Origin of the sequence: Aeromonas sp. 602200 (genome assembly GCF_049173895.1) — a bacterium.
In the GTDB taxonomy this organism is placed as follows: domain Bacteria; phylum Pseudomonadota; class Gammaproteobacteria; order Enterobacterales; family Aeromonadaceae; genus Aeromonas; species Aeromonas veronii_A.
In genome coordinates, this window is the sequence record NZ_JAAKSL010000007.1 from 1 (window position 1) to 24,395 (window position 24,395).

At 59.2% G+C, this 24,395-nt stretch carries 19 protein-coding genes and 1 tRNA gene; 10 read left to right on the top strand and 10 right to left on the bottom strand.

Annotation, left to right across the window (positions count from 1 at the left end; all coding sequences use genetic code 11):
• The 5 genes from G5221_RS10200 to G5221_RS10220 all read left to right on the top strand — a co-directional run.
• Nucleotides 1-377 (top strand): sugar phosphate nucleotidyltransferase (locus G5221_RS10200; protein WP_421263181.1); only part of this gene is annotated, 377 nt, incomplete at its 5' end.
• Nucleotides 378-440: 63 nt separating this feature from the next.
• On the top strand, nucleotides 441-992 hold the full coding sequence (gene rfbC, locus G5221_RS10205; protein ID WP_421263182.1) for a dTDP-4-dehydrorhamnose 3,5-epimerase: 552 nt from the start codon (nucleotides 441-443) through the stop codon (nucleotides 990-992).
• Between the two features lie 106 nt (nucleotides 993-1,098).
• Entirely contained in the window at nucleotides 1,099-3,132 is a 2,034-nt protein-coding gene (locus G5221_RS10210) for a capsular polysaccharide biosynthesis protein (RefSeq protein ID WP_421263183.1), read from the top strand.
• Between the two features lie 7 nt (nucleotides 3,133-3,139).
• The gene (locus G5221_RS10215; protein WP_216953368.1) at nucleotides 3,140-4,474 is read left to right on the top strand and encodes a capsule biosynthesis protein; all 1,335 of its coding nucleotides are present in this window, start codon (nucleotides 3,140-3,142) and stop codon (nucleotides 4,472-4,474) included.
• Nucleotides 4,475-4,534: 60 nt separating this feature from the next.
• Nucleotides 4,535-5,041 (top strand): hypothetical protein, encoded by a 507-nt coding sequence (locus tag G5221_RS10220; RefSeq protein ID WP_227342501.1) that lies wholly within the window; start codon nucleotides 4,535-4,537, stop codon nucleotides 5,039-5,041.
• Between the two features lie 317 nt (nucleotides 5,042-5,358).
• Here the strand turns inward: G5221_RS10220 and asnB are convergent, their stop codons facing one another.
• The 4 genes from asnB to G5221_RS10240 form a co-directional block, all read right to left on the bottom strand.
• A complete protein-coding gene (gene asnB, locus G5221_RS10225; protein WP_005361356.1) occupies nucleotides 5,359-7,023 on the bottom strand; it encodes an asparagine synthase B in 1,665 nt (554 codons plus the stop codon).
• A 192-nt stretch (nucleotides 7,024-7,215) separates the two neighbouring features.
• Entirely contained in the window at nucleotides 7,216-7,584 is a 369-nt protein-coding gene (locus G5221_RS10230; RefSeq protein WP_421263184.1) for a cupin domain-containing protein, read from the bottom strand.
• 130 nt (nucleotides 7,585-7,714) lie between these two features.
• On the bottom strand, nucleotides 7,715-9,289 hold the full coding sequence (locus G5221_RS10235; protein ID WP_160880283.1) for a cation:proton antiporter family protein: 1,575 nt from the start codon (nucleotides 9,287-9,289) through the stop codon (nucleotides 7,715-7,717).
• A 54-nt stretch (nucleotides 9,290-9,343) separates the two neighbouring features.
• Complete coding sequence (locus tag G5221_RS10240; RefSeq protein WP_005337281.1) at nucleotides 9,344-10,093, bottom strand: HAD-IIA family hydrolase; 750 nt, start codon at nucleotides 10,091-10,093, stop codon at nucleotides 9,344-9,346.
• A 197-nt stretch (nucleotides 10,094-10,290) separates the two neighbouring features.
• On the opposite strand from G5221_RS10240, the gene G5221_RS10245 reads away from it, so the two are divergent.
• Nucleotides 10,291-11,355 (top strand): adenosine deaminase, encoded by a 1,065-nt coding sequence (locus G5221_RS10245; protein WP_279623733.1) that lies wholly within the window; start codon nucleotides 10,291-10,293, stop codon nucleotides 11,353-11,355.
• Between the two features lie 111 nt (nucleotides 11,356-11,466).
• On the opposite strand, the gene G5221_RS10250 is transcribed toward G5221_RS10245, so the two are convergent.
• From G5221_RS10250 to G5221_RS10265, 4 genes are all read right to left on the bottom strand, one after another.
• Nucleotides 11,467-12,453, bottom strand: coding sequence for a zinc-binding dehydrogenase (locus tag G5221_RS10250; protein WP_421263185.1), 987 nt, complete (start codon nucleotides 12,451-12,453; stop codon nucleotides 11,467-11,469).
• A 167-nt stretch (nucleotides 12,454-12,620) separates the two neighbouring features.
• Nucleotides 12,621-13,721 (bottom strand): alkene reductase, encoded by a 1,101-nt coding sequence (locus tag G5221_RS10255; RefSeq protein WP_421263186.1) that lies wholly within the window; start codon nucleotides 13,719-13,721, stop codon nucleotides 12,621-12,623.
• Between the two features lie 196 nt (nucleotides 13,722-13,917).
• On the bottom strand, nucleotides 13,918-15,453 hold the full coding sequence (locus G5221_RS10260; protein WP_421263187.1) for a TerC family protein: 1,536 nt from the start codon (nucleotides 15,451-15,453) through the stop codon (nucleotides 13,918-13,920).
• 284 nt (nucleotides 15,454-15,737) lie between these two features.
• Nucleotides 15,738-16,664, bottom strand: coding sequence for a cation diffusion facilitator family transporter (locus G5221_RS10265; protein WP_421263188.1), 927 nt, complete (start codon nucleotides 16,662-16,664; stop codon nucleotides 15,738-15,740).
• Between the two features lie 166 nt (nucleotides 16,665-16,830).
• Here G5221_RS10265 and G5221_RS10270 point away from each other — a divergent pair, with 166 nt between their 5' ends.
• The 4 genes from G5221_RS10270 (at nucleotide 16,831) to G5221_RS10285 (ending at nucleotide 23,095) form a co-directional block, all read left to right on the top strand.
• Nucleotides 16,831-19,902 carry an FAD-binding and (Fe-S)-binding domain-containing protein gene (locus G5221_RS10270; RefSeq protein ID WP_421263189.1) on the top strand — a complete coding sequence of 1,024 codons (3,072 nt, stop codon included), beginning with the start codon at nucleotides 16,831-16,833 and terminating at the stop codon, nucleotides 19,900-19,902.
• Complete coding sequence (locus G5221_RS10275) at nucleotides 19,902-20,390, top strand: hypothetical protein (RefSeq protein WP_421263190.1); 489 nt, start codon at nucleotides 19,902-19,904, stop codon at nucleotides 20,388-20,390. Before G5221_RS10270 ends, G5221_RS10275 begins: the two co-directional genes overlap by 1 nt.
• Before the next feature lie 167 nt (nucleotides 20,391-20,557).
• Nucleotides 20,558-21,019, top strand: coding sequence for a hotdog fold thioesterase (locus G5221_RS10280; RefSeq protein ID WP_064336666.1), 462 nt, complete (start codon nucleotides 20,558-20,560; stop codon nucleotides 21,017-21,019).
• A gap of 180 nt (nucleotides 21,020-21,199) precedes the next feature.
• Nucleotides 21,200-23,095 carry a DEAD/DEAH box helicase gene (locus G5221_RS10285; RefSeq protein WP_199258754.1) on the top strand — a complete coding sequence of 632 codons (1,896 nt, stop codon included), beginning with the start codon at nucleotides 21,200-21,202 and terminating at the stop codon, nucleotides 23,093-23,095.
• 449 nt (nucleotides 23,096-23,544) lie between these two features.
• Here G5221_RS10285 and G5221_RS10290 read toward each other — a convergent pair.
• A tRNA-Ser gene (locus G5221_RS10290) sits at nucleotides 23,545-23,632 on the bottom strand.
• A gap of 145 nt (nucleotides 23,633-23,777) precedes the next feature.
• Complete coding sequence (locus tag G5221_RS10295) at nucleotides 23,778-24,395, bottom strand: TPM domain-containing protein (protein ID WP_005337196.1); 618 nt, start codon at nucleotides 24,393-24,395, stop codon at nucleotides 23,778-23,780.

Here is a 24,395-nt window from a genome sequence, read left to right on the forward strand (position 1 = left end):
AGAGCAACTATGCGGTGACCGGCCTCTATTTCTACGACAACAGCGTGGTGGAGATCGCCAAGAGCCTGAAGCCGTCGCCCCGTGGTGAGCTGGAAATTACCGATGTGAACCGTATCTACCTGGAGCAAGGCAATCTGTCGGTGGCGATGATGGGCCGTGGTTATGCCTGGCTGGATACCGGTACTCATGAAAGCCTGATTGAAGCGAGCAACTTTATTCAGACCATCGAGACCCGTCAGGGGTTGAAGGTTGCGTGCCCAGAAGAGATCGCCTATCGCCAGAAATTTATTACTACCGAGCAGGTTCGAGATCTCGCAGTGCCATTGGCAAAGAATGCCTATGGACAATATTTGTTAAGAATGGTTGCCAAAGCCTGATGTGATATAGGGGGGAGGGAAGATGCTCCCCCCATAAAAATTGAATCAAATGTGGATAGACAGATGAATGTAATCAAGACAGCGATCCCTGATGTGCTTATTTTTGAGCCAAAAGTATTTGGTGATGAGCGTGGTTTTTTCTTTGAGAGTTTCAACCACAAGCTGTTTGAAGAGGCCGTCGGATATCAGGTTAACTTTGTGCAGGATAATCACTCCAAATCGTCGAAAGGGGTATTGCGTGGATTGCACTATCAATTGCCTCCCCATGCCCAGGGCAAGCTGGTGCGCTGTGTGGCGGGTGAAGTGTTTGATGTGGCGGTCGATATCCGCAAAAGCTCACCGAGCTTCGGCCAGTGGGTTGGGGTTCACTTGTCTGGTGAAAACAAGCGACAGTTGTGGATCCCGGAAGGGTTTGCCCATGGCTTTATCACACTGACAGAAACGGCCGAGTTTTTATATAAAACAACGAATTATTATGCACCAGTGAGCGATAGAGGTATTGCATGGAATGATGCCTCGATTGGTATTAAATGGCCAGAATTAAACGCGGACATCCTTACCTCTGTAAAGGATAGTACTGCCAAGTCATTAGAGACCGCAGATCTGTTTATCTAAATTACACTCCCTGCACTACGGCAGGGAGTCTTTAGTTCGCTGAGATAATATGGCTTTATATACGGGTTCGAAAGGCATTCTGGCTAGAAAAAACAGTATTGAACCTATGCTTGGTTGCCCATTACGTCATATGGAAGGGGTTGTCTCTTTTTCTGAAAATGATGTTTTAGTTGGTTGGGGCCAAAAAGCCAATACCAGGCAGATTAAGCAGAAGGCACAAGCGTTAGGATTGCCCTATTGGCAGCTTGAAGATGGCTTTATCGGTTATATCGGCCATCCCGCCAGGGGGGGCAAGGCGGTCTCGCTGATCGCCGATCCGGTGGGGATCTATTACGATGCCCGCCAGCCCAGCCAGCTTGAGCAGTTGATTGCCACCCCGTGCGAGCCACAGATGTTGGCACGGGCCGAGCGACTGATCGATGAGCTGGTACGCCTCGGGGTCACCAAATACAACTGTTATGCCACTGCCCCCGGTCAGTCGATTGCCAGCGGCAGCGTGACCGCGCTCTCTGCTGTCGGGGACTATGGCGGCTTGCCATCAGGGCTTGCCACACGTCTGCAGCAGAGCGCCAAACCCAGGGTCCTACTGGTCGATCAGGTGGCGGGGGATCTCTCCATTCCGGGGGCGCTGGCCAGTGAAGCTGATTTTGTGGCGATGGTGGAGGCGGCGCGCCGCAATCATCCCGATGCGCGCCTGCTGCTGCGCACCCATCCCGATACTCGCCTTGGCAAGAAGCGCGGGGTGTTGGCCCGTCTGAACCTGGATGATGTGGAGATTGTGGCCGATCACTGCCATCCCCATGCACTGCTCAATGTGGTGGATGCTGTCTATACGGTGTCATCCCAGCTTGGTTTTGAGGGTCTGTTGCTTGGCAAGCCGGTCTATTGCTTCGGTATGCCGTTTTATGCGGGTTGGGGGCTGACCCATGACAGCAAGCAGTGTGAACGGCGCAACGTAAAAGTGTCGCTCGCCCAGCTGGTCGCGGCAGCCTTGATCCGCTATCCCCGCTATCTCGACCCTGTGCTGGGCCAGCGTTGCGAGGTAGAGGAGGTGATCGCCATTATTGACAATCAGCGCCGCCCCGCGCCGCGCTGGCGCAGGCTTTATCTGGTCGGTTTCTCGCTGTGGAAGCGGGCATTTATGCAGGCGTTTTGCCAGCATTTGGCCGATGAGTTGCGCTTTGTGCGCAAGCCACCCAAGCGGTTGACCGGTGACGAGCAGATATTGGTGTGGGGTAGCCGCCACCCCGATCTCGCCTCTGCAATCCGGGTCGAGGATGGTTTTATTCGCTCGAGGGGGCTGGGCTCCAATCTCTGTCGTCCCTCCTCCTTGTCACTGGACCCGGTCGGGATCTATTTCGACAGTCGCACTCCCAGCGGGCTGGAACAGTTGCTCAACTATCAGGAGTTGACAGAGGCGGAGGTCAAACGCGGGGATGCGCTGCTTGCCTTGCTACGGGAACACAGGGTCAGCAAATACAATGTGGGCGAGCCGCAGCACTACACCAGGCCCGATGATGGCCGTGAGCTGGTGCTGGTGGTGGGTCAGGTGGATGGCGATGCCTCCATCCTGACCGGGAGCCCCCATATTCGCAGCAACGAGCAGTTGCTGTGGGCGGTGCGAGCGGCCAAACCCGACGCTCATATTCTCTACAAGCCACACCCTGATGTGGTGGCGGGCAATCGTGGTGGGGCGATTTCTGCGGCCTGTCTGGCGGAGTGTGTCGATAGTCAGGTGCTGGATATTGGGCTCACCAGCCTCTATCCCCATGTGGATGAGCTGCATACCATGACCTCGCTCAGTGGCTTCGAGGCGCTGGTGCAGGGGGTCAAGGTGACGACCTGGGGCCAACCCTTCTACAGTGGCTGGGGGTTGACCACGGATGCCAATCCGCCTGCTCGTCGTCAACGTAGTCTGCCGCTGGCGGCGCTGGTCTATCTGACGCTGGTTGCCTATCCGCTCTATCTCGATTGGCAGACCGGGCTCTGGATAAGTCCGGAGCAGTTGATCCACCAACTGGCGAAGCAGGGACACTCATCGGCCCAAAAAGCGAGCCGCTGGCAACGCTGGCAGCTCAAGCTCGGTTACTTGTTCCAGACGCTCATGCAGCGCCCCTCTCTCTCCCCGTTTTTGAGATAAGTCGTCAATGAAGATTTTGTTACTGCAAGGCCCGCTTGGCCCTTTCTTTCAGACCCTGAGTCGCCAGTTGACCGAGGCGGGACATCAGGTGGTGAAGATCCATTTCAATGGCGGGGATGAGTGCTGGCCCTGTGCCGGAAAAAATCTGCGTTTTCGCGGGAAACCGGAGAGCTGGAACGCCTTTTTCCGCCGAGTGCTCAAGCAGCAGGGTATCGATACGGTGATCTGTTACGGGGACTGCCGTTATTACCATCTGGAGGCTGGCCGTATCTGCAAGTTGAAGCGAGTGCCATTCTGGGCGATGGAGGAGGGCTATCTCAGACCCGATTTCGTCACGCTGGAGCAGGGTGGGGTCAATGCCTTCAGCCCCTGGTATGAGCGGCGCGATCAACTTGCCCAACTGGATTGGCCTGTGCCTTATGACAGCTCGCTCAAGGTGGGCAAGACCTTTGCGGTGCGCGCCTGGTATGCCAGTCGCTACCACATCAACAAGTCGCTGTTCCGTTGGCGTTATCCCCACTTTGTGAATCACCGTCCCTGGAGTCTGGTGCAGGAGGCGATGGGGTGGGTCTGTGGCGCCATGGTGAAATACGGCAACTTGCGCCAGGATCGCGCCCTGCTCAAGGCGTTGCCGCAGCACGCCGGGCGGATCTTCTTTGTGCCACTGCAAGTGACCGAGGATTTTCAGATCCGGGAGCACTCTGACCTGAGCGGGGTGGAGGAGATGGTTGCGCAGGTGATCAACTCCTTTGCGGAGCATGCCAAACCCGAAGATGTGTTGCTGTTCAAGCACCACCCCATGGATCGGGGCTATGTCAGTTATCGTGCCCAGATAAACAGACTCATTGCGGTGCTTGGCCTTGAGGGGAGGGTCTTTTACGGTTATGAACTGCCGCTGCCAACCCTGTATCCCTTGCTCAAAGGGGTGATCACCATCAACAGCACGGTCGGTCTCTCTGCTTTGCTCCATGATGTACCCACCTTCTGCATGGGGCGGGCACTCTATGATATTGACGGTCTGACCACCAAAGGTTCGCTGGCCTCCTTCTGGCACTCGCAGAGCCCGGTATGTGCCGAGACATTCAAACGGGTGCGCCACTCCTTGCTCCATCTGACCCAGCTCAATGCCAGTTTTTACCGTCATCTGAAAATGAGTGCGCTGGCGGTCATGGAAAAAATGAAGCTTTCAGCGCCGAATATGCGTGATGAGCTTGTATCGCCGGAACGCCGTATGAGGGTGAATAATACCATGTGCCTTACATTACCCTGGCTGGCCACTCTCGATGGTATTAGCGACCCGTTTACATCTATCGGTTCAACCGCTCTGATGTTACTCGTTTGATGTCTGCCTATTTTTGATTTAGTGTGTTAGTGAGAGGTAAATAAAACCAGGAAGGTTAACATGAACATTCACGGTTGCTTGTTATCCATTGGACTCTTGGGGTTGCCGACTTTTTCCATGGCAGCTGAACATGATCTTTCACTTATTATTCACGGGGCATCAATACACAGTGATTGTTCGCAGGGAACAGGAAAAAAAAGCAAAACCTGTGACTTTAATGGTTTTAACCCGGGATTGGGATTGGCGTGGGTGTTCTTGGGTGACAACGACACGGGAAAACTTGCGCTGCGCGGCGGGCTTTATCGGGATTCTCTAGAAAATACAGCTGGTTATGCGGGTTTCTCTTATCGGAAAGAGTGGTATCTCACCGAACATGTTTTTGCTGGGGTAGGGGCGCAGGCTGGTTATCTCAACGGTTCGGGTATTGATGGTTTTGCCGCTTTGCCGATAGTGATACTGGGTTACAAGTCAGTTGCATTGGAAGTCGGTTATGCACCCAAGGTTGATTGGGTACCTGGGGGAGACCATGTCGCGGTCACCACCTTCTCATTGCGATGGACGCTGTAATATTAGCGAAATATGATCGCCATTACGCATTGTACTTTGTCATTTTGTCACGTTTTTTTAATACACATTTGTGGTGGATATAATCTGGCAAGCTGTGTGAAATATATTTCAGGCCAGATTTTGACTTGTGAGTCATAAAATGATGCCCCATTTTATCTGAGCAACAATTATTGTGGATTTATTTCAAGATGAGCTAAGTGGCATATTCATTTATCAATATTGATTGCATCTGGAACATTTAAAAATAAAAAGCCCTTCGCCATGGTGAAGGGCTTTTTGCTATCTGGCGTTAGCCGATGGGGTCGCCCCGCTCTGGCTTAGTAGCCCTGCTGGTGCACGTCCATCACGGCACGGCCGGACGGGTCGGCCATCTCCTTGAACTTGGCATCCCACTCCAGCGCGGTGGGGGTGGAGCAGGCGACCGACTTGCCGTAGGGCACGGTACGGGCGGCAGCTTCCAGCGGGAAGTGCTCGTCGAAGATGGCGCGGTAGAAGTAGGCCTCCTTGGTGAGCGGGGTGTTGATGGGGAAGCGGAAGGCGGCCGCTTCGAACATCTGATCCGTCACTTCCTGCTCCACCATGGCTTTCAGGCTGTCGATCCACGAATAACCTACGCCGTCGGAGAACTGTTCCTTCTGGCGCCATGCCACTTCGTGGGGCAGCAGATCTTCAAACGCTTCGCGCAGGATGTGCTTCTCGATCTTGCCCTTGCCACACATTTTGTCGGCGGGCTGCAGGCGCATCGCCACATCCATGAACTCCTTGTCGAGGAAGGGCACGCGACCCTCCACACCCCAGGCTGCCATCGACTTGTTGGCGCGCAGGCAGTCATAGAGGTGCAAAGAGGCAAGCTTGCGCACGTTCTCTTCGTGAAATTCGCGGGCGTTGGGCGCCTTGTGGAAGTAGAGGTAGCCGCCGAACAGCTCGTCGGAGCCTTCGCCGGAGAGCACCATCTTGATCCCCATCGCCTTGATGTAGCGGGCCATCAGATACATGGGCGTGGAGGCGCGGATGGTGGTGACGTCATAGGTCTCGAGGTGATAGATGACGTCGCGCAGGGCATCCAGACCCTCCTGCACGGTGAAGTGGATCTGGTGGTGGATGGTGCCGAGATGATCGGCCACCTTGCGGGCGGCGGCGAGATCCGGCGACCCTTCCAGCCCGACGGCGAAGGAGTGAAGTTGCGGCCACCAGGCTTCGCTCTTGCCATCGTCCTCGATGCGGCGCGCCGCATAGAGCTTGGTGATGGCGGAGATGACGGAGGAGTCCAGCCCGCCGGAGAGCAGCACGCCATAAGGCACGTCACACATCAGCTGGCGTTTGACCGCCGCTTCCAACGCGGCTTTCAGCTCGGCCTTGTCGCTGACGTTGTGCTCGACCGCGCTGTATTCCATCCAGTCGCGCTTGTACCACTGTTTGAGCTCACCATCCTTGCTCCACAGATAGTGTCCCGGCGGGAAGGTTTCGACGCTCTTGCAGACCGGCACCAGCGCCTTCATTTCGGATGCGACATAGAAGTTGCCGTGCTCGTCACGACCGGTATAGAGGGGGATGATCCCCATGTGGTCGCGACCAATCAGGTAGGCATCCTGCTCGGCGTCATAAAGGATAAAGGCAAAGATGCCGTTGAGATCGTCGAGAAACGCCGGGCCCTTCTCCTTGTAGAGGGCCAGCAGCACTTCACAGTCAGATTTGGTCTGGAACTGGAAGTCGACCTTGAGGGTCTTTTCCAGCTCTTTGTGGTTGTAGATCTCGCCGTTGACCGCCAGCACATGGGTGCGCTCGGGGTTGTAGAGCGGCTGGGCGCCATTGCCCGGGTCGACGATGGCCAGACGCTCGTGCACCAGAATGGCTTTGTCGGAGCTGTAGACGCCGGACCAGTCAGGCCCGCGGTGACGAAGTCGCTTGGACATCTCCAGCGCCGATTTGCGCAGGGCTACTGCATCGGACTTGATATCCAGAATGCCGAAAATTGAACACATTAGCGGTAATCCTCTTGATTTTTATATGAGCCCCCCACGTTTGGGCTCGAAATTCCATTTACATTCCTCGTCAGACACAATGCCTAGCGGAAAAACCTTTTGCAAGCGGGAAAACCGCAGAAAATCATGCCGTAAGCGTCAAGCGGATCAACAGGATAAGGGCTGCTGCAACGGGGCAGGGTGACGTGAACGTCAAGCCGAGGTGGGTTCGAAGATGACGTAGACCTTGCGACAGGGGGTAAGGGTCTCCCACTCTCCGACAAAACCGGCGGGAATGACGAATTGATCGCCGGGTTTGAGGGCCAGCTGGCCGCCCTGACTGTCGTGGATCACCACATCCCCCTCCAGCAGCTGACAATACTCGTACTCGGTGTAGTGGATGGCCCAGCGGCCTGGCTCGCAGCTCCAGAAGCCGATGTGAAACTGCTGGCTTGGGTCGGAGTAGTGGTTCCACACCGTTTGCGCCGGGTTGCCCGCTTTAATGCGCTCGGGGGCTGGCATCAGCGGGGTAGGGGCCGCCTCGTGGCGGTCGAGCAAAATCCAGTCGTTGAGGGTCTTCATGGTGCCTCCTTGGCTTCGTCAGATAGGAAAGCGGGGCCATCCCGGCCCCGCGTTTGTTCGTTTTATTAAACGAGGTTATGCATAACTTAAACGATGCATCCTCACTTGCCAAGGGCCGCTGGTCGACGACTCAAAGCGGCTGCAAGCGGCGGATCACATGGCGGGCAAAGCCGCTGCCCGCCTCGTTGTAGACGTTGAACACCGCATCCACCCCCTGCTCCTGCAGGGAGGCGATATCATCCTCGAAGCGGACGATGGCGGCGATCTTGCCGTTGAATCCATGGCTGCGCAGCTTCTCGATGGCGTAGAGGTTACCCGAGTGGTGGGGCATCGCCAGCAGCACCAGATTGACTTGATTGGAGAGCAGCACCTTGTCCCAGAAGTCGGTATCGGTGGCATCCCCCTCGATGACGTTCATCCCCTGGGCTCGCAGGGTGGGTAGCTTCTCGCTGTCGTTCTCCACTCCGAGGATGACGTTGCCGTATTTGTTCTCCAGCTCGAAGTAGGCCCCCTGACCGATCCGCCCCATGCCGAGGATGATCACCTCCGCATCGCCCAGCTCGATGGGTCTGTCTTCCGGATGGAGGTTGCTCGCCTGCAATCCCCGCAGCCAGTGGCCGATGCGATGGTAGATGCGCTCACTCTGAGCATTGAGCGGGGCAGAGATCATAAAGCTGGCCGCCAGCGCCAGCGAGACCGCCACCAGCCACTCGTGGGAGAGCCAGCCCGCCTTGGCGGCGATGGCGGCGACGATCAGGCCAAACTCCGAGAAGTTGGTGAGCGCCAGGGTCGAGAGCAGGGCGGTACGCACCCGCAGGTGTGCGCCGCTGTAGACCAGATAGTAGAGCGCGCTTTTGAGCGGCAGGGCCAGCACCAGCGCCAGCGCCAGCAACATGGTGTCGTGGGTCGGCAGACCGTTGAGGCCGATGGTGAGAAAGAAGCAGACCAGAAAGAGGTCTTTGAGGTTGAAGAGCGCCTTGGCCAATCCCGCCGCCGCCGGATGAGAGGCGAGCATCATGCCGATGATAAGGGCCCCCAGATCCGGTTTGAGGCCGACCACTTCAAAACCGGCTGCCCCGACCACCAGCGCCAGAAACACGCCGAACAGCACCTGCAACTCGCCGTGCCCGGCACGCTCCAGCAGCTTGAACAGCAGCGGGCGCAGCAGCGGCAGCCCCAGTACCCAGAGCGCCCAGATGCTGGGCCATTTGCCGCTGGAGAAGGCCAGAAAGGCCACGGCGAACACATCCTGCATCACCAGCACGCCGATGGCGATGCGGGCGTAGAGGGCATTCATGTCGCTGCGATCTTCCAGCACCTTGACTGCGAAGACGGTGCTGGAGAAGGAGAGGGCAAAGCCCAGCAGTAGCGCCAGTTTCCAGTCCAGCGAGAGGGCAAGTTCAAGCCCCAGTCCCTTGCAGACCAGCAGCACCACGGTAAAGAGCAGGGTGGAGAGCAGCAGGTGCAGGCTGGTGGTGCCCCACACATCGCGCCGCATCAGGGTCTTGATATTGAGCTTGAGGCCGATGGTGAACAGCAGCAGGGTGACGCCGAGATCTGCCACCTCGCTCAGGGCGGGGGTATTTTCATATCCCATGCCGTTGAGGATAAAACCGGCGGCTAGAAAGCCGAGCAGGGGGGGCAGGCCAATCAGATTGACTACCATGCCGCAGCCAAAGGCCACGGCGATCAGAATGGGTTCCATAACAGATCCTGCAAGGGCAGGAGAGACCTGCCCTGTTTAACGCTTGGGTGGTGATTAGACGATATCGATGTCGACCACGGAGTCGAAAATATGGTTCGGGCGAAACGGCATGCGGTCGATATCGGCGACCTTGCTCACCCCGGAGAGCACCAGCACCGTCTCGAGACCGGCCTGAAAGCCCGCCAGAATATCGGTGCGCAGGTTGTCGCCGATGATGATGGTGTCGTCGGAGTGGGCCTCCATCCGGTTGAGCGCCGCACGGATGATCCAGGCGCTCGGCTTGCCGACATAGAACGGCTTCTTGCCGGTCATTCGCTCGATGGGGGCGCACAGGGCGCCGCAGGCCGGGTGCATCATGGGGCCGTGGGTATCGGGGTTGGTGGCGATAAAGCGGGCCCCCTGATCGACGAACTTGGCCCCCTGTTGCATCATGGTCCAGTTGTAGTTGCGGGTCTCCCCCACCACCACGAAGTCGGGGTCTATGTCGGTGATGGTGAAACCGGCCTTGTAGAGCTCGTGGGTCAGCGCCCCTTCACCGATCACATAGGCCTTCTTGCCATCCTGACGCTTGAGGAAGTCGGCGGTACCCATGGCGGAGGTGTAGAAGCACTCCTCCGGCACTTCGATACCTGCGGAGCGGAAGCGGTTTTGCAGATCTTTCTGGGTCTGGGCCGGGTAGTTGGTGAGGAACAAGAGCTTGCTGCCCTGCTCCAGCAGGCGATGGACGAAACGGTCGGCACCGGGGATGAGATCGTTGTTGTGCAGGATGACACCGTCGATATCGCAGATGACGTTCTTCTTCATGAAAACTCCTTGTCAGGGCGTAGGCGAGCCGCCAATCGTTAAGATGTTCAATCATTTATGATTTTTGTGACGCCATTATAAGTCTGTTTGATGACAAGTCTCCCCTGTCTCGCCACTTCGGTGCACAATAAAGCTGCCGTCGGGTCAGTCTGGTGGAGGGGCTGACGCCGGATCACTTTGCTGATGGAGCCGTTGCCATGGACACCCCGATTCCCAAGCCAGTCACCCCCGAACACCTCACCGCCGCGCAATTTATCGCCGGACTGCCGAAACTGGAGCTGCACCTGCATATCGAGGGCAGCCTCGAACCCGAGCTGATGTTTGAGCTGGGCCGCCGCAATAATGTGCCACTGCCCTGGCCCGATGTGGCCAGCGTGCGCGCCGCCTATGACTTTGACTGCCTGCAATCCTTTCTCGACCTCTACTATCGCGGCGCCAGCGTGCTGGTGACCGAGCAGGACTTCTTCGACCTCACCTGGGCCTATCTTGAGCGTTGCGCCGCCGACAAGGTGGTGCATGTGGAGATCTTCTTCGACCCGCAGACCCACACCGCCCGCGGTGTCCCTTTTGCTACTGTGCTGGGCGGCATCGAGCGGGCGCTGCAGAGCGGAGAGCAGGAGTTTGGCATCAGCTGGCGCCTTATCATGAGCTTTTTGCGCCACCTCAGCGAAGAGGATGCCTTTGCGACGTTGGAAGAGGCTATGCCCTTCCTGTCACGCATTCATGGCATCGGCCTCGACTCGGGGGAGAGGGGCAATCCGCCGACCAAGTTTGCCCGGGTCTTTGCCCGCTGCCGCGAGCTGGGGCTGCCGGTGGTGGCCCACGCCGGCGAAGAGGGGCCTGCCGACTACATCTGGCAGGCGATCAACGAGCTGCAGGTATGCCGCATCGATCACGGGGTGCGCTCGGCAGACGATCCCGAGCTGCTGCGCTATCTGGCGGATACCCGGCTGCCGCTCACCGTATGCCCCCTCTCCAACACCCGGCTCAAGGTGTTCGGCAATATGGCCCAGCACAATGTGTTGCGGCTGCTGGAGCAGGGGCTCTGCGTCACCATCAACTCGGACGACCCCGCCTACTTTGGCGGCTATATGAATGCCAACTTTGTGGCGCTGGCCGATGGCCTTGGCGCGACCATGAGTCAGCTCTGCCGCTTGTCGCTCAATGCCGTTGAGGCGAGCTGGCTGTCTCTGGCCGACAAGGCGCGGCTGACCCGGGAGATCCGCAGTTATGCCGAGACTCACGGGGTGATCCTGCATTGAGTCAGGCGCCAATGAAGTCGAGATGACATACACTATATAAAGAGAGGCCCGCCATCACTGGCGTGCCTCTTTCGTTTCAATGGTCGGTGTGGTTATCGGGGCAGGTCAGCGTTATGCCACTCGCACCAGAAACTTCTCACCCTGTCCTTCACGCTTGAAGCGCTCGAGCTGGGTAGGCAGTGCCTCAAAGTCGCCGACCACCAGCGGCGGTAGGGTCAGCTCGCCGCTCGCCATCTGCGCCATCATGGCGACCCCGGCGGCGACCAGTCGGCTCCACTGTTTGTCCGAGCCAAAGGCGTGCTGGGCACCCAGTGCAATCTCGTGCAACGAATGGCAATGGGCAAAGGCGGGCAGCGGATTGTGCGGGATGCGCCCGAGCACAGTCACCATATGGCCGTAGTAGCCCAGCGCGGGCAGCAGGCTCTCTGCCTGTTGGCTGGAGACCAGATCGATGATCCCCTCGAACGGCTCGTTGCCGTTGGCCGCCTGCAAAGTGGCCAGCCACTCGGGATCCCGATAATCGGCCACCCCCTGCACACCTATCTGCTTGAGCCAGTGATGGTGGCGTGAGCTGGCGCTGGCAAAGACCCGCGCACCTTTCTGGAGGGCGAGCTGCACCGCAAAGCGGCCGACACTGCTGCCGGCACCTGTGATGAGCAGTGCTTCCCCGTGCAGGCGCGGCAGCTTGGCCAGTGCCTGCCAAGCGGTGAGGCCGGGACAGGGCAGGGCGGCGGCTGCCTCGTCACTCAGGGCATCGGGCACCGGCAGCAGGGCACGGGCGGGTACCCGGGTGTGGCGGGCAAAGCTGCCGTGGTGGCGCAGGTCGGTGTGATAGGCGACCCGGGCACCGAGACGCAGATGGCTGACGTTGGCGCCGAGGGCCATGATAGTGCCCATGCCATCGACACCGGGCACCTGACCATCCTGCCAGTTGGAGTGGCCATATTCGATCAGCTTCCAGTCCACCGGATTGAAGGCGATAACCCGGTTTGCCACCAGCACCTCGTCAGGGGCGAGCGGTGCCAGGGGCAGATCGGCGAGGGTCAGCTGGGTCGGTTCACCGGGGGCATGCCAGCACCAGGCTTGGGTGTGATTCATGGTGACTCCTTGTGAAAGCGAGGGGAGATAACAACGAGATCATTGCAACAGCAATATAGAGAAACTGCCACTGCTGCGAATGGGCAACAATACGGCAGGCCCCAACCTGTGGGGCCTGCGTTACATGGCTGGTTGGCCATCGGCAATCAGCTGCTGGTGGTTGCGTCCTAGGCCTGATAGACGGGGTAGTCGGTCAGCCCTTTCTCGCCGCCGCCAAACAGGGTGGCCGGATCGTGGGGGGCCAGCGGGTAGCCGTGGCGCAGACGGTTCGGCAGATCCGGGTTGGCAACGAAGGGGCGACCAAAGCCAATCATGTCGGCCCAGCCCGCTTCGAGGGCGGCGCGAGCCCGCTTGCCATCATATTTGCCGGCATAGATCAGGGTGTTGGGGAAGGCATCCCGCAGACCCTGCTTGAAGTTCTCCGGCATCAGGGGGGCATCGTCCCAGTCCGCTTCGGCGATGTGCAGGTAGACCACGTTGAGCTGGCCCAGCAGGCGGGCGGCGGCCAGATAGGTCTCCTGCGGGTTGGCATCCACGGTGCCGTTGAGGGTGGTGAGTGGCGCAAGACGCACCCCGACCCGATCGGCGCCGATTTCGCTGCTGACTGCCTCGGTCACCTCTTTGAGGAAGCGCAGCCGGTTTTCCAGCGATCCGCCGTAGCTGTCGGTGCGGGCGTTGGATTCGGAGTCGAGGAACTGGTTGATCAGATAACCGTTGGCAGCGTGCAGCTCGATGCCGTCAAAACCGGCGCTGATGGCGTTGCGAGCCGCCTGACGGAACTGGCCCACCACCGCATCGATATCGGCTTGGGTCATGGCGCGCGGGGTGACGGTCTCGACAAAGCCCGGCACATCGCTGCCGTTATCGACGAACACCTTGACGCCCACTGCGGGCAGGGCTGAAGCGGAGATGGGCTGGGCACCGCCGATGTTGTCCGGATGGGTGACCCGGCCCACGTGCCAGAGCTGGGCGAAGATAGTGCCTCCCTTGGCGTGCACGGCATCGGTTACAAGCTTCCAGCCAGCGATCTGCTCTGCGCTGTAGATGCCCGGCGTCCAGGCATAGCCCTTGCCCATGGGGTCGATTTGGGTGCCTTCGCTGATGATCAGGCCCGCCTCGGCGCGCTGGGCGTAGTAGCTCGCCATCATGGCGTTGGCCACATCACCGGGCTGACTGGCACGGGAGCGGGTCATGGGGGGCATGACGATGCGGTTGGCAAGGTGCAGCTGGCCGAGGCGCAGCGGGCAGAACAGGTGATCGTGGCTCATCTTGAGTTCCTCATGGTGGAAGTGAGGCCACTTTATGCCGCCATCTTGTTGTGAAAAAGAGGGGTAATTGCACAAGAGAATTGTGCTTGATGCAGCAATCAGTGCAACCCGCCAGGAAAGGAGGCGTTGAGGCATAAAGTTGAAGCATAAAAAAGAGGACCGTCTGGCCCTCTTCTGTTTTCTGCCGGTGGCTGGCTCAAGCCGCGGCGGGCATCACTTTCACCCGCTCGATGCGCCGCTCGCTCACCTCGATCACCTCGAAGTTGAGCTGCTGCAGTTGCAACTGCTGACCCGGGGTGGGCAGAGTGCCGAAGTGGGAGAGCAGCATGCCGGCCAGGGTCACGTACTCGTCGCTTTCGCTCACCAGCCCCTCATGCTCCAGCACCTGTTCCACATGGTGGATGTTGGTGCTGCCGTTGATCAGCCACCCTTCGCCATCGCGCACGATATCCGGGGTTTCGTCCTCGTCCGGCAACTCGCCGACGATGGCCTCCAGCAGATCGTGGGTGGTGACCAGCCCCTGGATCACGCCAAACTCGTCGGAGACCAGAATAAGGCTCCCCTTGGCTTTGCGCAGCTCCGCCAGCAGCTTAATCACGTTGATGGTCTGCGGCACGATAATGGGGTCGTTCTGCTTGGCCAGTTCGCTCAAGGATTGCCCTTCGTTCAAGGCAAACAGCAGGTCGCGCGCCTTGACCACCCCGATCACCTCGTCCAGATCCCCGTCACAGATAGGGAACAGGCTGTGGGGCTCGCGCTGCAGCAGGGCACGGATTTCGTCGCTGGAGTCGTTGATATCGATCCAGGCCATCTCGGAGCGCGGGGTCATGATGGTACGAATGGAGCGCTCGGCCAGCGACAGTACGCCGGTCACCATATAGCGCTCTTCCTCGCCAAAGCTCACCGGCGCTACGGCCGGGGCATCCAGATCGTCATCCGGTCTGTCCTGATACGCCTTACTGCCCATCAATTTGAAGATGGCGGCAGTGGTGCGCTCACGCAGGGGCTGCTTGGATTCGTGACGCATGGCGCTGCGCTGGGCCAGCTGGTTGAAAAACTCGATCAGCACCGAGAAGCCGATGGCTGCGTAGAGGTAGCCCTTCGGAATGTGGAAACCGAACCCTTCCGCCACCAGGCTGAAGCCGATCATCAGCAGGAAGCTCAGACAGAGCACCACCACGGTCGGGTGGGCGTTGACGAAGCGGGTCAGGGGCTTGGAGGCGAGCACCATCACCACCATGGCGATGGTCACGGCGGCCATCATCACGCCCAAGTGTTCTACCATGCCGACGGCGGTGATGATGGAGTCGAGCGAGAAGACCGCATCGAGCACCAGAATTTGGGCGATCACCACGCCAAAGCTGGCGTAGGCGCCGACCGGGCCATCATCCTGGGGTTTGGCTTCCAGTCGCTCATGCAGCTCGGAGGTAGCCTTGAACAGCAGGAACAGGCCGCCACCCATCAGGATCAGGTCCCGGCCGGAGAAGGGGTGATCCCACAGGTGCAAAATCGGGGTGGTCAGGGTGACCAGCCATGACATGACGCTCAGAAGCCCAAGTCGCATCAGCAGGGCCAGCGACAGGCCGATGACGCGTGCCTTGTCCCGTTGGGCGGGGGGCAGCTTTTTCACCAGAATGGCGATAAAGACCAGGTTGTCGATCCCGAGCACGATCTCGAGAATGATCAGGGTAAAAAGACCGATCCAGATGTGGGGATCCAGCAGCAATTCCATTATGTGACCTCAAAAAAACAGACAGAGCGAACAGTGAACAGGGCTAGCGAAAGCCGCAGCAGCAAGGCAATGGCGTTATTCAGAGGCGCTGGTTAAGCAGAAACAGATAGCTTTTGACGGGAAGAAACGAAGGGCAACTTCGGGGATTGTCCATGATGGGCAATAAAACCTCGGGTTAAAAATGAGCCCTGATGATAGCGGCTGGCGCCAATTTGGCAAGTGGGCGGTGTCGGGATGTGACGCAGCCGGTGGAGGCTGGCAGCCAGCCTCCACCGGTTATCGGGTTACAACCAGCGCTTTTCGCGGGTAAAACAGACCGAGAGCCAGGCATCGCCCAGGGTGTCGCCGAGGCGGGACCAGAGCTCCTGACGCAGGGCATCCTGACGCTCGACGGGCCACTCCTGACCCGGGGCGACCAGAATGTTGAGTTCGAGATCGAAGCGGCGACCGCTTTTCGCCAGATGGCTGTAGCACTCGACGCCGTGACGCTGGCGCAGCGCCTCGACTTCGTTCTCGACCAGCTGGGAGACATCCCCTCTGGGGGCGATTTTCAGCACTTCCCGCAGGTTGCGACCGAGCACCTTGATGGGAATGAGGGTGGCGCAAAGGGCCAGCAGCGAGACCAGCACCGGGTCGATATAGCGGTTGTATTGGCCGTAGCCGATGGCATCGAGGCCGATGGCGACCACAAAACCGATAAGCAGGGTGGCACTGAGCAGGGTATCCACCAGCCACTCCTTGGAGTCTACCCGCACCAGTTCGGAGTCAACCTGCTCGGCGACCTGGGCTTCAATCCGGTAGAGGATGGCGCAGAAGAAGGTGGAGACAACGGCATAGATGAGGGCATGACCGAGATCGATCTCCCGTCCCCCTTCAAACAGGGTAGTGAGGCCGTTGTAGAGTGCCGCCAGACAGAGCAGCAGAATAATGGAGCCGTTGATGACGTTGGCGATGGGCTCGAAGTGCGCATAGCCATACTGGAAGCGCGCATCGGAGGGGCGGGTGACGAGGTAGGCGGTGACCAGACCGAGGCCCGTCATGCCCATGCTGAACAGGGTGAAGATACCATCGAGCATGATGGCGTTGGAGCCAACGAACAGGCCGTAGCCGATGCCGAAGATGGCGAAAGTGATGCAGCCAAACAGCGACAGGGTGAGCGCCTGCTTCTCTGTGGTGACCAGCGTACTGATAACATGGCTGTGGTGAGCCATAAAAGTCCTCCTTTCAAATGGTTAATATTGCTACGCGCAAGCGGTTTTCGAGCTGATATACTGCCCGCTCACATGTGAGCGGACTGGCCTGACTGCCATTGACAGGCGGCTGGCCAGTCGTTGTCGCCGGGGTGCCGGCATCAAGCAAATAAGGGAACAAGGATTCATGATCCCGAGACTCGATTACCAGGACAGTTTGTCACCCACAACCCTGTCGTTCCTAGAGTTGCTAGGGCGCAGCGCCTTTCGTGGTGATATCGAAAAGTCTTATGCAAGCCGGTTGGCGATGGCGACGGACAACAGCGTCTATCAGGTAGTACCTCAGGCGGTTCTCTATCCACGCAGTGCGGACGACATAGCAGTGATGCTCAAGCTGGCGGCGGAGCCGGCGTACCACACTCTGAGTTTTTTCCCTCGCGGTGGCGGTACCGGCACCAACGGTCAGTCATTGGGCGGCGGCATTATCGTCGATCTCTCTCGTCATATGAACCAGATCATGGAAATTAATCTTGAAGAGGGGTGGGTGCGTGCCCAGGCCGGGGTGGTGAAAGACCAGCTCAACGCCTACTTGAAACCCCACGGCTACTTCTTCTCGCCGGATCTCTCCACCTCCAACCGCGCTACCCTGGGCGGCATGATCAACACCGATGCCTCGGGGCAGGGCTCGCTGGTTTACGGCAAAACCTCGGATCACGTGCTCGGCCTCAAAGCCGTGCTGGAGAATGGCGATCTGATGACTACCGAGCCGCTGACCGGTGAGCGACTTGCTGACAAGCTGGCGCTGGAGAATAGGGAAGGGGAGATCTATCGCACCCTCTATCGCATCGGCAAGGAGCGCCGCACCGACATCGAGGCGACCTTCCCCAAGCTCAACCGCTTTCTGACCGGTTACGATCTCAAGCACCTCTATCAACCGGATACCGACACGCTGGATGTGAGCCGGGTGTTGTGCGGATCTGAAGGGTCTCTCGCCTTTATCACCGAAGCCAGACTCAACATCACACCCATCCCGCGCTACCGTACGCTCGTGAACGTCAAGTACGACAGCTTTCCTTCGGCTCTGCGCAACGCCCCCTTTATGGTTGAGGCCCAAGCGCTGTCGGTGGAAACGGTGGATTCCCGGGTGCTCGGGCTGGCCCGCGCCGACATCATCTGGCATTCGGTGAAAGAACTTATTCAGGATGAGCCCGGCAAGGATCTGCAGGGGCTCAACATTGTCGAGTTTGCCGACACCGACGAGGCGGAACACAAGGCCAAGGTGGCGGAGCTGTGCCGCCGTATCGACGAGCTGCTGGCCAAGGGCGAGGCGGGGATTATCGGCTATCAGGTGTGTGACCACCTGCCGAGCATCGAAACCATCTACACCATGCGCAAGAAGTCGGTGGGGCTGCTGGGCAACGCCGAAGGACGCAAGAAGCCGGTAGCCTTCACCGAAGATACCGCCGTGCCGCCCGAGTCACTGGCCGATTTCATCATGGAGTTTCGCGCCCTGCTGGATGCCCACGGCCTCGACTACGGCATGTTCGGCCACGTCGATGCCGGTGTGCTGCACGTGCGCCCGGCGCTGGATTTGTGCGATCCAGAGCAGGAGGTGCTGCTGCGCCGCATCTCCGATCAGGTGGTGGCGCTCACCGCCAAATATGGCGGTCTGATGTGGGGCGAGCATGGCAAGGGCTTTCGCTCCGAATACAGCCCCGCCTTCTTTGGCGAGCTGTGGGAAGAGCTGCAGCGGGTCAAGGGGGCGTTCGACCCGGCCAACCGCATCAACCCGGGCAAGATCTGTATCCCCTACGGTAGCGGCGCCGAGCTGGTGTCGGTGGATGGCCCCAAGCGTGGCAAGTATGACCGCCAGATCCCGCTCGCGGTGCGCACCAGCTACACCCGTGCCATGGATTGTAACGGCAATGGTCTCTGCTTCACCTTCGAGACCGACTCCCCCATGTGCCCCTCGGTCAAGATCAGCCGTGATCGTCGCCACTCCCCCAAGGGGCGGGCGGGCCTGATGCGTGAATGGTTGCGTCAGCTGGCAGAGCAGGGCTTCGACCCGTTGGCGGAAGAGGTGGCGCTGCAATCCGGTGGTGTGCGCTTCAAACAGCTGGTGGACAAGGTGCGCAACAGCTGGGCCAAACAGCGCGGCGAGTATGATTTCTCCCACGAGGTGATGGAGGCGATGGCGGGCTGCCTTGCCTGCAAGGCATGTACCAGCCAGTGCCCGATCAAGGTGGATGTACCCGATTTTCGCGCCCGCTTTATGCAGCTCTACCACGGCCGCTACCTGCGCGCCCCCAAGGATTACTTCGTCGGCACGGTGGAGAGCTATGCGCCGCTGCTTGCCAAGGCGCCGAAGCTGGTCAACTTCTTCCTCGAAAAAGAGTGGGCCCAGAAGGCGACCGAGAAGAGCATCGGCATGGTCGATGTGCCGCTGCTCTCGGTGCCGACCCTGGCCGAGAGTCTGCACGACAACCGCGCCCGCTATTTTGATCTGCCGGGTCTGGAGCGGATGAGTGCCGAGCAGCGCAAGCAGGTAGTGCTCATCGTGCAGGATCCCTTCACCAGCTATTACGACGCCCCCGTGGTGCGCGACCTGGTGAAACTCGCCAGCAAGCTCGGGTTCCAGCCCTACCTGCTGCCCTTTAAACCCAACGGTAAACCCCAGCATATCAAGGGGTTCCTGCGCGCCTTTGCCCGCACTGCTGCCAACAGCGCCCAGTTCCTCAACAAGGTGGCGGCGCTTGGCATTCCCATGGTGGGGGTGGATCCGGCCATGGTGCTCTGTTATCGCGACGAGTACGCCAAGGCGCTGGGGTCGGCTCGCGGTGATTTTCAGGTGTTGCTGCCACAGGAGTGGCTGCTCTCGCTGCCGGCAGATCAACTGCCTGCTAGCGCCAACAAGGCAAAGAGCGAGGAGGGGGGCGAACCCTGGTATCTCTTTGCCCACTGCACCGAGAAGACCGCCAAGCCCTCCACTCATGGTGACTGGAGCACCCTGTTTGGCCGCTTCGGGGCCAGCTTGCAGCCGGTCTCAGTGGGTTGCTGCGGTATGGCGGGCACCTATGGTCACGACGTCAAACAGGTGGAGAACTCCAAGGGGATTTATGGGTTGAGCTGGGCCGACCCGCTCGCCCGCCTGCCCAAAGCGCGCTGTCTGGCGACCGGCTATTCGTGCCGCAGTCAGGTCAAACGGATGGAGGGAGAAAAGCTCAAACATCCATTGCAAGCCCTGCTGGAGCTGCTCTGATGCTGACGTTTCCCAAGCGGTTTCGGGTACCGAAGGCCTATCGGCACCCGCGTTTCTTGCTGTTACCCGCCACTCCCGCTCAGGCGGTGGTGGAGTTTGTCGCCATGTTGCGCGAGCGCGAGCAGCTCCATCAGCTGTTTCGCCCGAACGATCTCTGGCCCTCGGCCAATTTCAGCCTGAGCCAGCACGAAGGGGATCTGGAGTGGCAGCAGTCGGAGTTTCTGGCCAAGCGCTCCTTTGCCTATGGCCTCTGGAGCCCGGATCGGGAGCCACAATTTTGGGGCGGGGTTTATCTCTACCCCTCGGTGTTGCCAGAGGTAGCGGTGGAGCTCTTCTTCTGGAAGGTGGCCGAGGCGTCCATCACGGATGAGGAGCTGGAGATTCAGCTGCGCGAGTGGCTCGCCAGGGTGTGGCAGTGGCCAGACCCCCGCTTGCCGGGGCGAGAAGTGCCTTGGTCCGAATGGCCCGGCGTTACCTACCCCTGGTGACATCCCGCTTAAGGGCATGATTGTGTAACACGCAGCGCCGGGCGGGGCTGCGTTGTTACCACGTCACCTGATAACCAACAACTCATATAACAGAACCATGTTGCCGATGGAGGGCGTTTCACTCATATCGGTACGCATTCATCGCTTACATAAGGAGTCTGCTCGCAATGAGTCACGATATTGCGCCCATCTGGCGTAAACCCATGAGTCTGGAGGGGCTCAACGCCACCTCTCGCAACACCCTGATGGCCCATCTCGATATCGTCTACACGGCTTTTGGCACCGATTGGCTTGAAGCGACCATGCCGGTGGATCATCGCACTCACCAGCCCCTGGGCATGCTGCATGGCGGCGCATCCGTGGTGCTGGCGGAAACCTTGGGATCGATTGCCGCCAATATGGCTGTCGGGCCAGATAGCTACTGTGTGGGGCTGGAGGTGAATGCCAACCATCTGCGAGCCAAGCGGGAAGGGGTGGTGACCGGGCGTTGCACGCCGCTCCATCTGGGAGCAACAACCCAGGTGTGGCAGATTGAAATTCGGGACGAACGTGAGCGTTTATTGTGCACCAGCCGACTGACCATGGCGGTGCTCAAACACAAGCGGGGCAAGGACTCCAGCGAGGAGTGATCTGCAATAACGCACTATGAGTGCAAAATAAGCAAGCCATACTCGCCAGATCCCTCTATAATTGCCAACGTCTTGAGAGGCTTATCACATTTTTCAAGACAGCAGAACAAAGTGGCGCTATAATCGCCGCCTTTTTGCTATTCCGCGGTGTTAGCCGCCTGCCTTAATCTGGAAGAATCTATGTCTGATACCGAACAACTGCCCCTTTTTAGTGAGCTTGGACTGGCCGCGCCTGTATTGAAAGCGCTGCAGGACGTGGGCTATGAGCGCCCGTCACCGATCCAGGCCGCAGCAATTCCCCACCTGATGGCGGGACACGATCTGCTGGGGCAGGCGCAAACCGGTACAGGGAAGACCGCTGCTTTTGCCTTGCCTCTGTTGTCTCGTCTGGAAGCTGGTAACCGCAACACCCAGATCTTGGTGCTGGCGCCTACCCGCGAACTGGCGCTGCAGGTGGCTGAAGCGTGCCAACGCTATGCCCACCACATGCCTGATTTCCACGTGCTGCCGATCTACGGTGGTGCCTCCTACGAAACCCAGACCCGCGCCCTGCGTCGCGGTGCCCAGGTTGTCGTCGGTACTCCGGGCCGCGTGATGGATCTGATCCGTCGCAAGAACCTGGATCTCTCCGGCCTGAAAGCTCTGGTACTGGACGAAGCTGATGAAATGCTGCGTATGGGCTTCATCGACGACGTGGACTGGATCATGGAGCAGTGCCCGAGCTCTCGTCAGGTTGCTCTGTTCTCTGCCACCATGCCGGAGCAGATCCGTCGCGTGGCCCAGAAGCACCTGAAGCAGCCCAAAGAGATCAAGATCGCCTCCAAGACTGCTACCGCTACCACTATTCGCCAGCGTTACTGGCAGGTAACCGGTCTGCACAAGCTGGACGCCATGACCCGTCTGCTGGAAGTGGAATCCTACGAAGCCTTGCTGGTGTTCGTGCGTACCAAGAACGCTGCCGAAGAGCTGGCTGGCAAGCTGGCCGCCCGTGGTCACGCCTGTGAAGCGCTGCACGGCGACATCCCGCAGAAACTGCGTGAGCGTACCGTCGACAAACTGCGTCAGGGCCAGCTGGACATCCTGATCGCCACCGACGTGGTTGCCCGTGGTCTGGACGTTGAGCGCATCACTCACGTAGTGAACTACGACATTCCGTACGACACCGAATCTTACGTTCACCGTATCGGTCGTACCGGTCGTGCCGGTCGCAAGGGCGAGGCCATCCTGTTCGTGGCTCCGCGCGAGCGCCGCATGCTGCGCGCCATCGAGCACGCAACCCGTCAGGCCATCGAGCCGATGAAGATGCCGAGCACCGAGGACATCAACCAGCACCGTCTGGCCAAGTTCAAAGAGCGCATCCGCGAAACCATGATGGGCGAAGAGCTCGAGATCTACCACAACCTGGTAAACGAGCTGATCGAAGAAGATTCTGCCGATCCGCTGGAGCTGGCTGCTGCACTGGCCAAGCTGGTACAGGGCGACCAACCGCTGCTGCTGGATGACTCCATCCCGGATCCGCTGTTCAACAACAGCAACGATCGTGGTGGCTTCGAGCGTCGTGACTTCAACGATCGCGGCGGTCGTGACTTCGGTGACCGTGGCGATCGTCCGGCCCGTCGCATGCCGTCCCTGGAGCCGCGTCCGCTGAAAGACAACCCAGATGTGGAGATGGAGCGTTACCGCGTAGACGTGGGTGCCCATCACGGTGTCAAGCCGGGCCAGATCGTGGGCGCCATCGCCAACGAAGCGAACATCGAGAGCCGCTTCATCGGCAACATCGACATCGCTGACGACTTCTCCACCGTTGACCTGCCCAAGGGCATTAGCGCCGATGTGCTGGAAGTGATCAAGAAAGCCCGTGTTTGCCAGCGTCCGCTGCAGATCACTCGCTACACCGAGGTGCCGGCCGGTGGCAACACCAGCAGCCGTCCGCCGCGCGGTGATCGTCCGTTCCGTGGCGACCGTCCTTTCAACAAGGATCGCCGTCCGCAGGGTGACCGTCCGTTCAACAAGGATCGCCGCGAAGGTGGTTTCAACAAAGATCGCAAATTCGGTGGCAAGCGCCGCGAAAGCTGATTGCTGATCCCGTTATGAAGAAGGCCGCTCATTGAGCGGCCTTTTTTTGTGCCAGCCTCTCGCGAGGCGGTAAGGTGCTGGTGCGCCGAGGATAACAGGAAAACTGTGCTCAGAACCTTGTGGTGAGCGCTCAGGCTGCCATAAAGCTGTCATGCCGAGGAGATAGATGACGCCGACGTGGCATGCCTCACCATCGCCCTGAGGGGGGGTTGCTGGGTACCCGTCGCAGAGCGTTAGAAAAGGGGGGCATGCCGGCTAATGACACAAGGCGATGAGCAAGCCCATGCCCAACCAGCTGCTCCATGGGAAGTGCCGGGGAGGTGTTGCTCATACAGGCGATGGTCTGGCGAGAGTGCTCACCTGTTTTTGTCGTTGTTGCCGTTGTCGGCACCGATGTTTGTGTTTTCCGGAAAGCAAAAAACCGACCCTGAGGTCGGTTTTTTTAAATTTGGCGGTGAGGGAGGGATTCGAACCCTCGATACGTTGCCGTATACACACTTTCCAGGCGTGCTCCTTCAGCCACTCGGACACCTCACCAAATTTTCGTTCGCTGTGCTGTTGCGCTGGAACGGGGCGTAATTTAGGGGAAAGGACTGTGTGGGTCAACCTCTTTTCCCCTTATTTTTCATAATCTTTTCCGAATGCCTAACCCTTGTGCAGAATGCCGGTTTTTTAAACCGGATCAGGGCTTGTCGAGGATGATCAGACTGTCCGGCAGCTCGTTTTGATCCCGGGTGGCCGGGAAGGCGTCGGTCAGAATGGCGCTAACGCGCTCCACGCACTCCAGAAAACCCTGTTCGATCTCCTTGTTGCGCACTCGCGCCACGAAGTCGTCGATGATCTCCTGCCACTGGCCGTTGTCGATATGCTGGGCGATGCCGTCATCCACCAGTATTTCTACATAGTGCTCGGCGGCCGAGACGAAGATCAGCACCCCGAGCCGGTCGCGGGTGCGGTGCAGCCCTTGCTCGACAAATTGCAGGCGAGCCATCAGGGCCGCCCGGTGCTGGCGCACCTTTTTCGGGATGAGCCGCATCTTGATGGGGGTCCAGTGGAACAGCAGGCTCAGCAGCAGCCAGACCGACCACTGCACCAGCAGGATTTCGTACCAGCCGAGCCAGAAGCCGAGCTGGAACACCAGCAGCGGGGTGAGCATCGCCAGCAGCGCCGCCCAGAGGGTGGGAATGTAGCGATAGCCATCGCTGGCCGGGGCCAGCACGGTGACCAGTTCAGCATCAGTCTCTAGCTCCGCTTCGCGCACCTTTGCCTGAAGCGTGTGGAAGAACTGTTTAGAAATCAT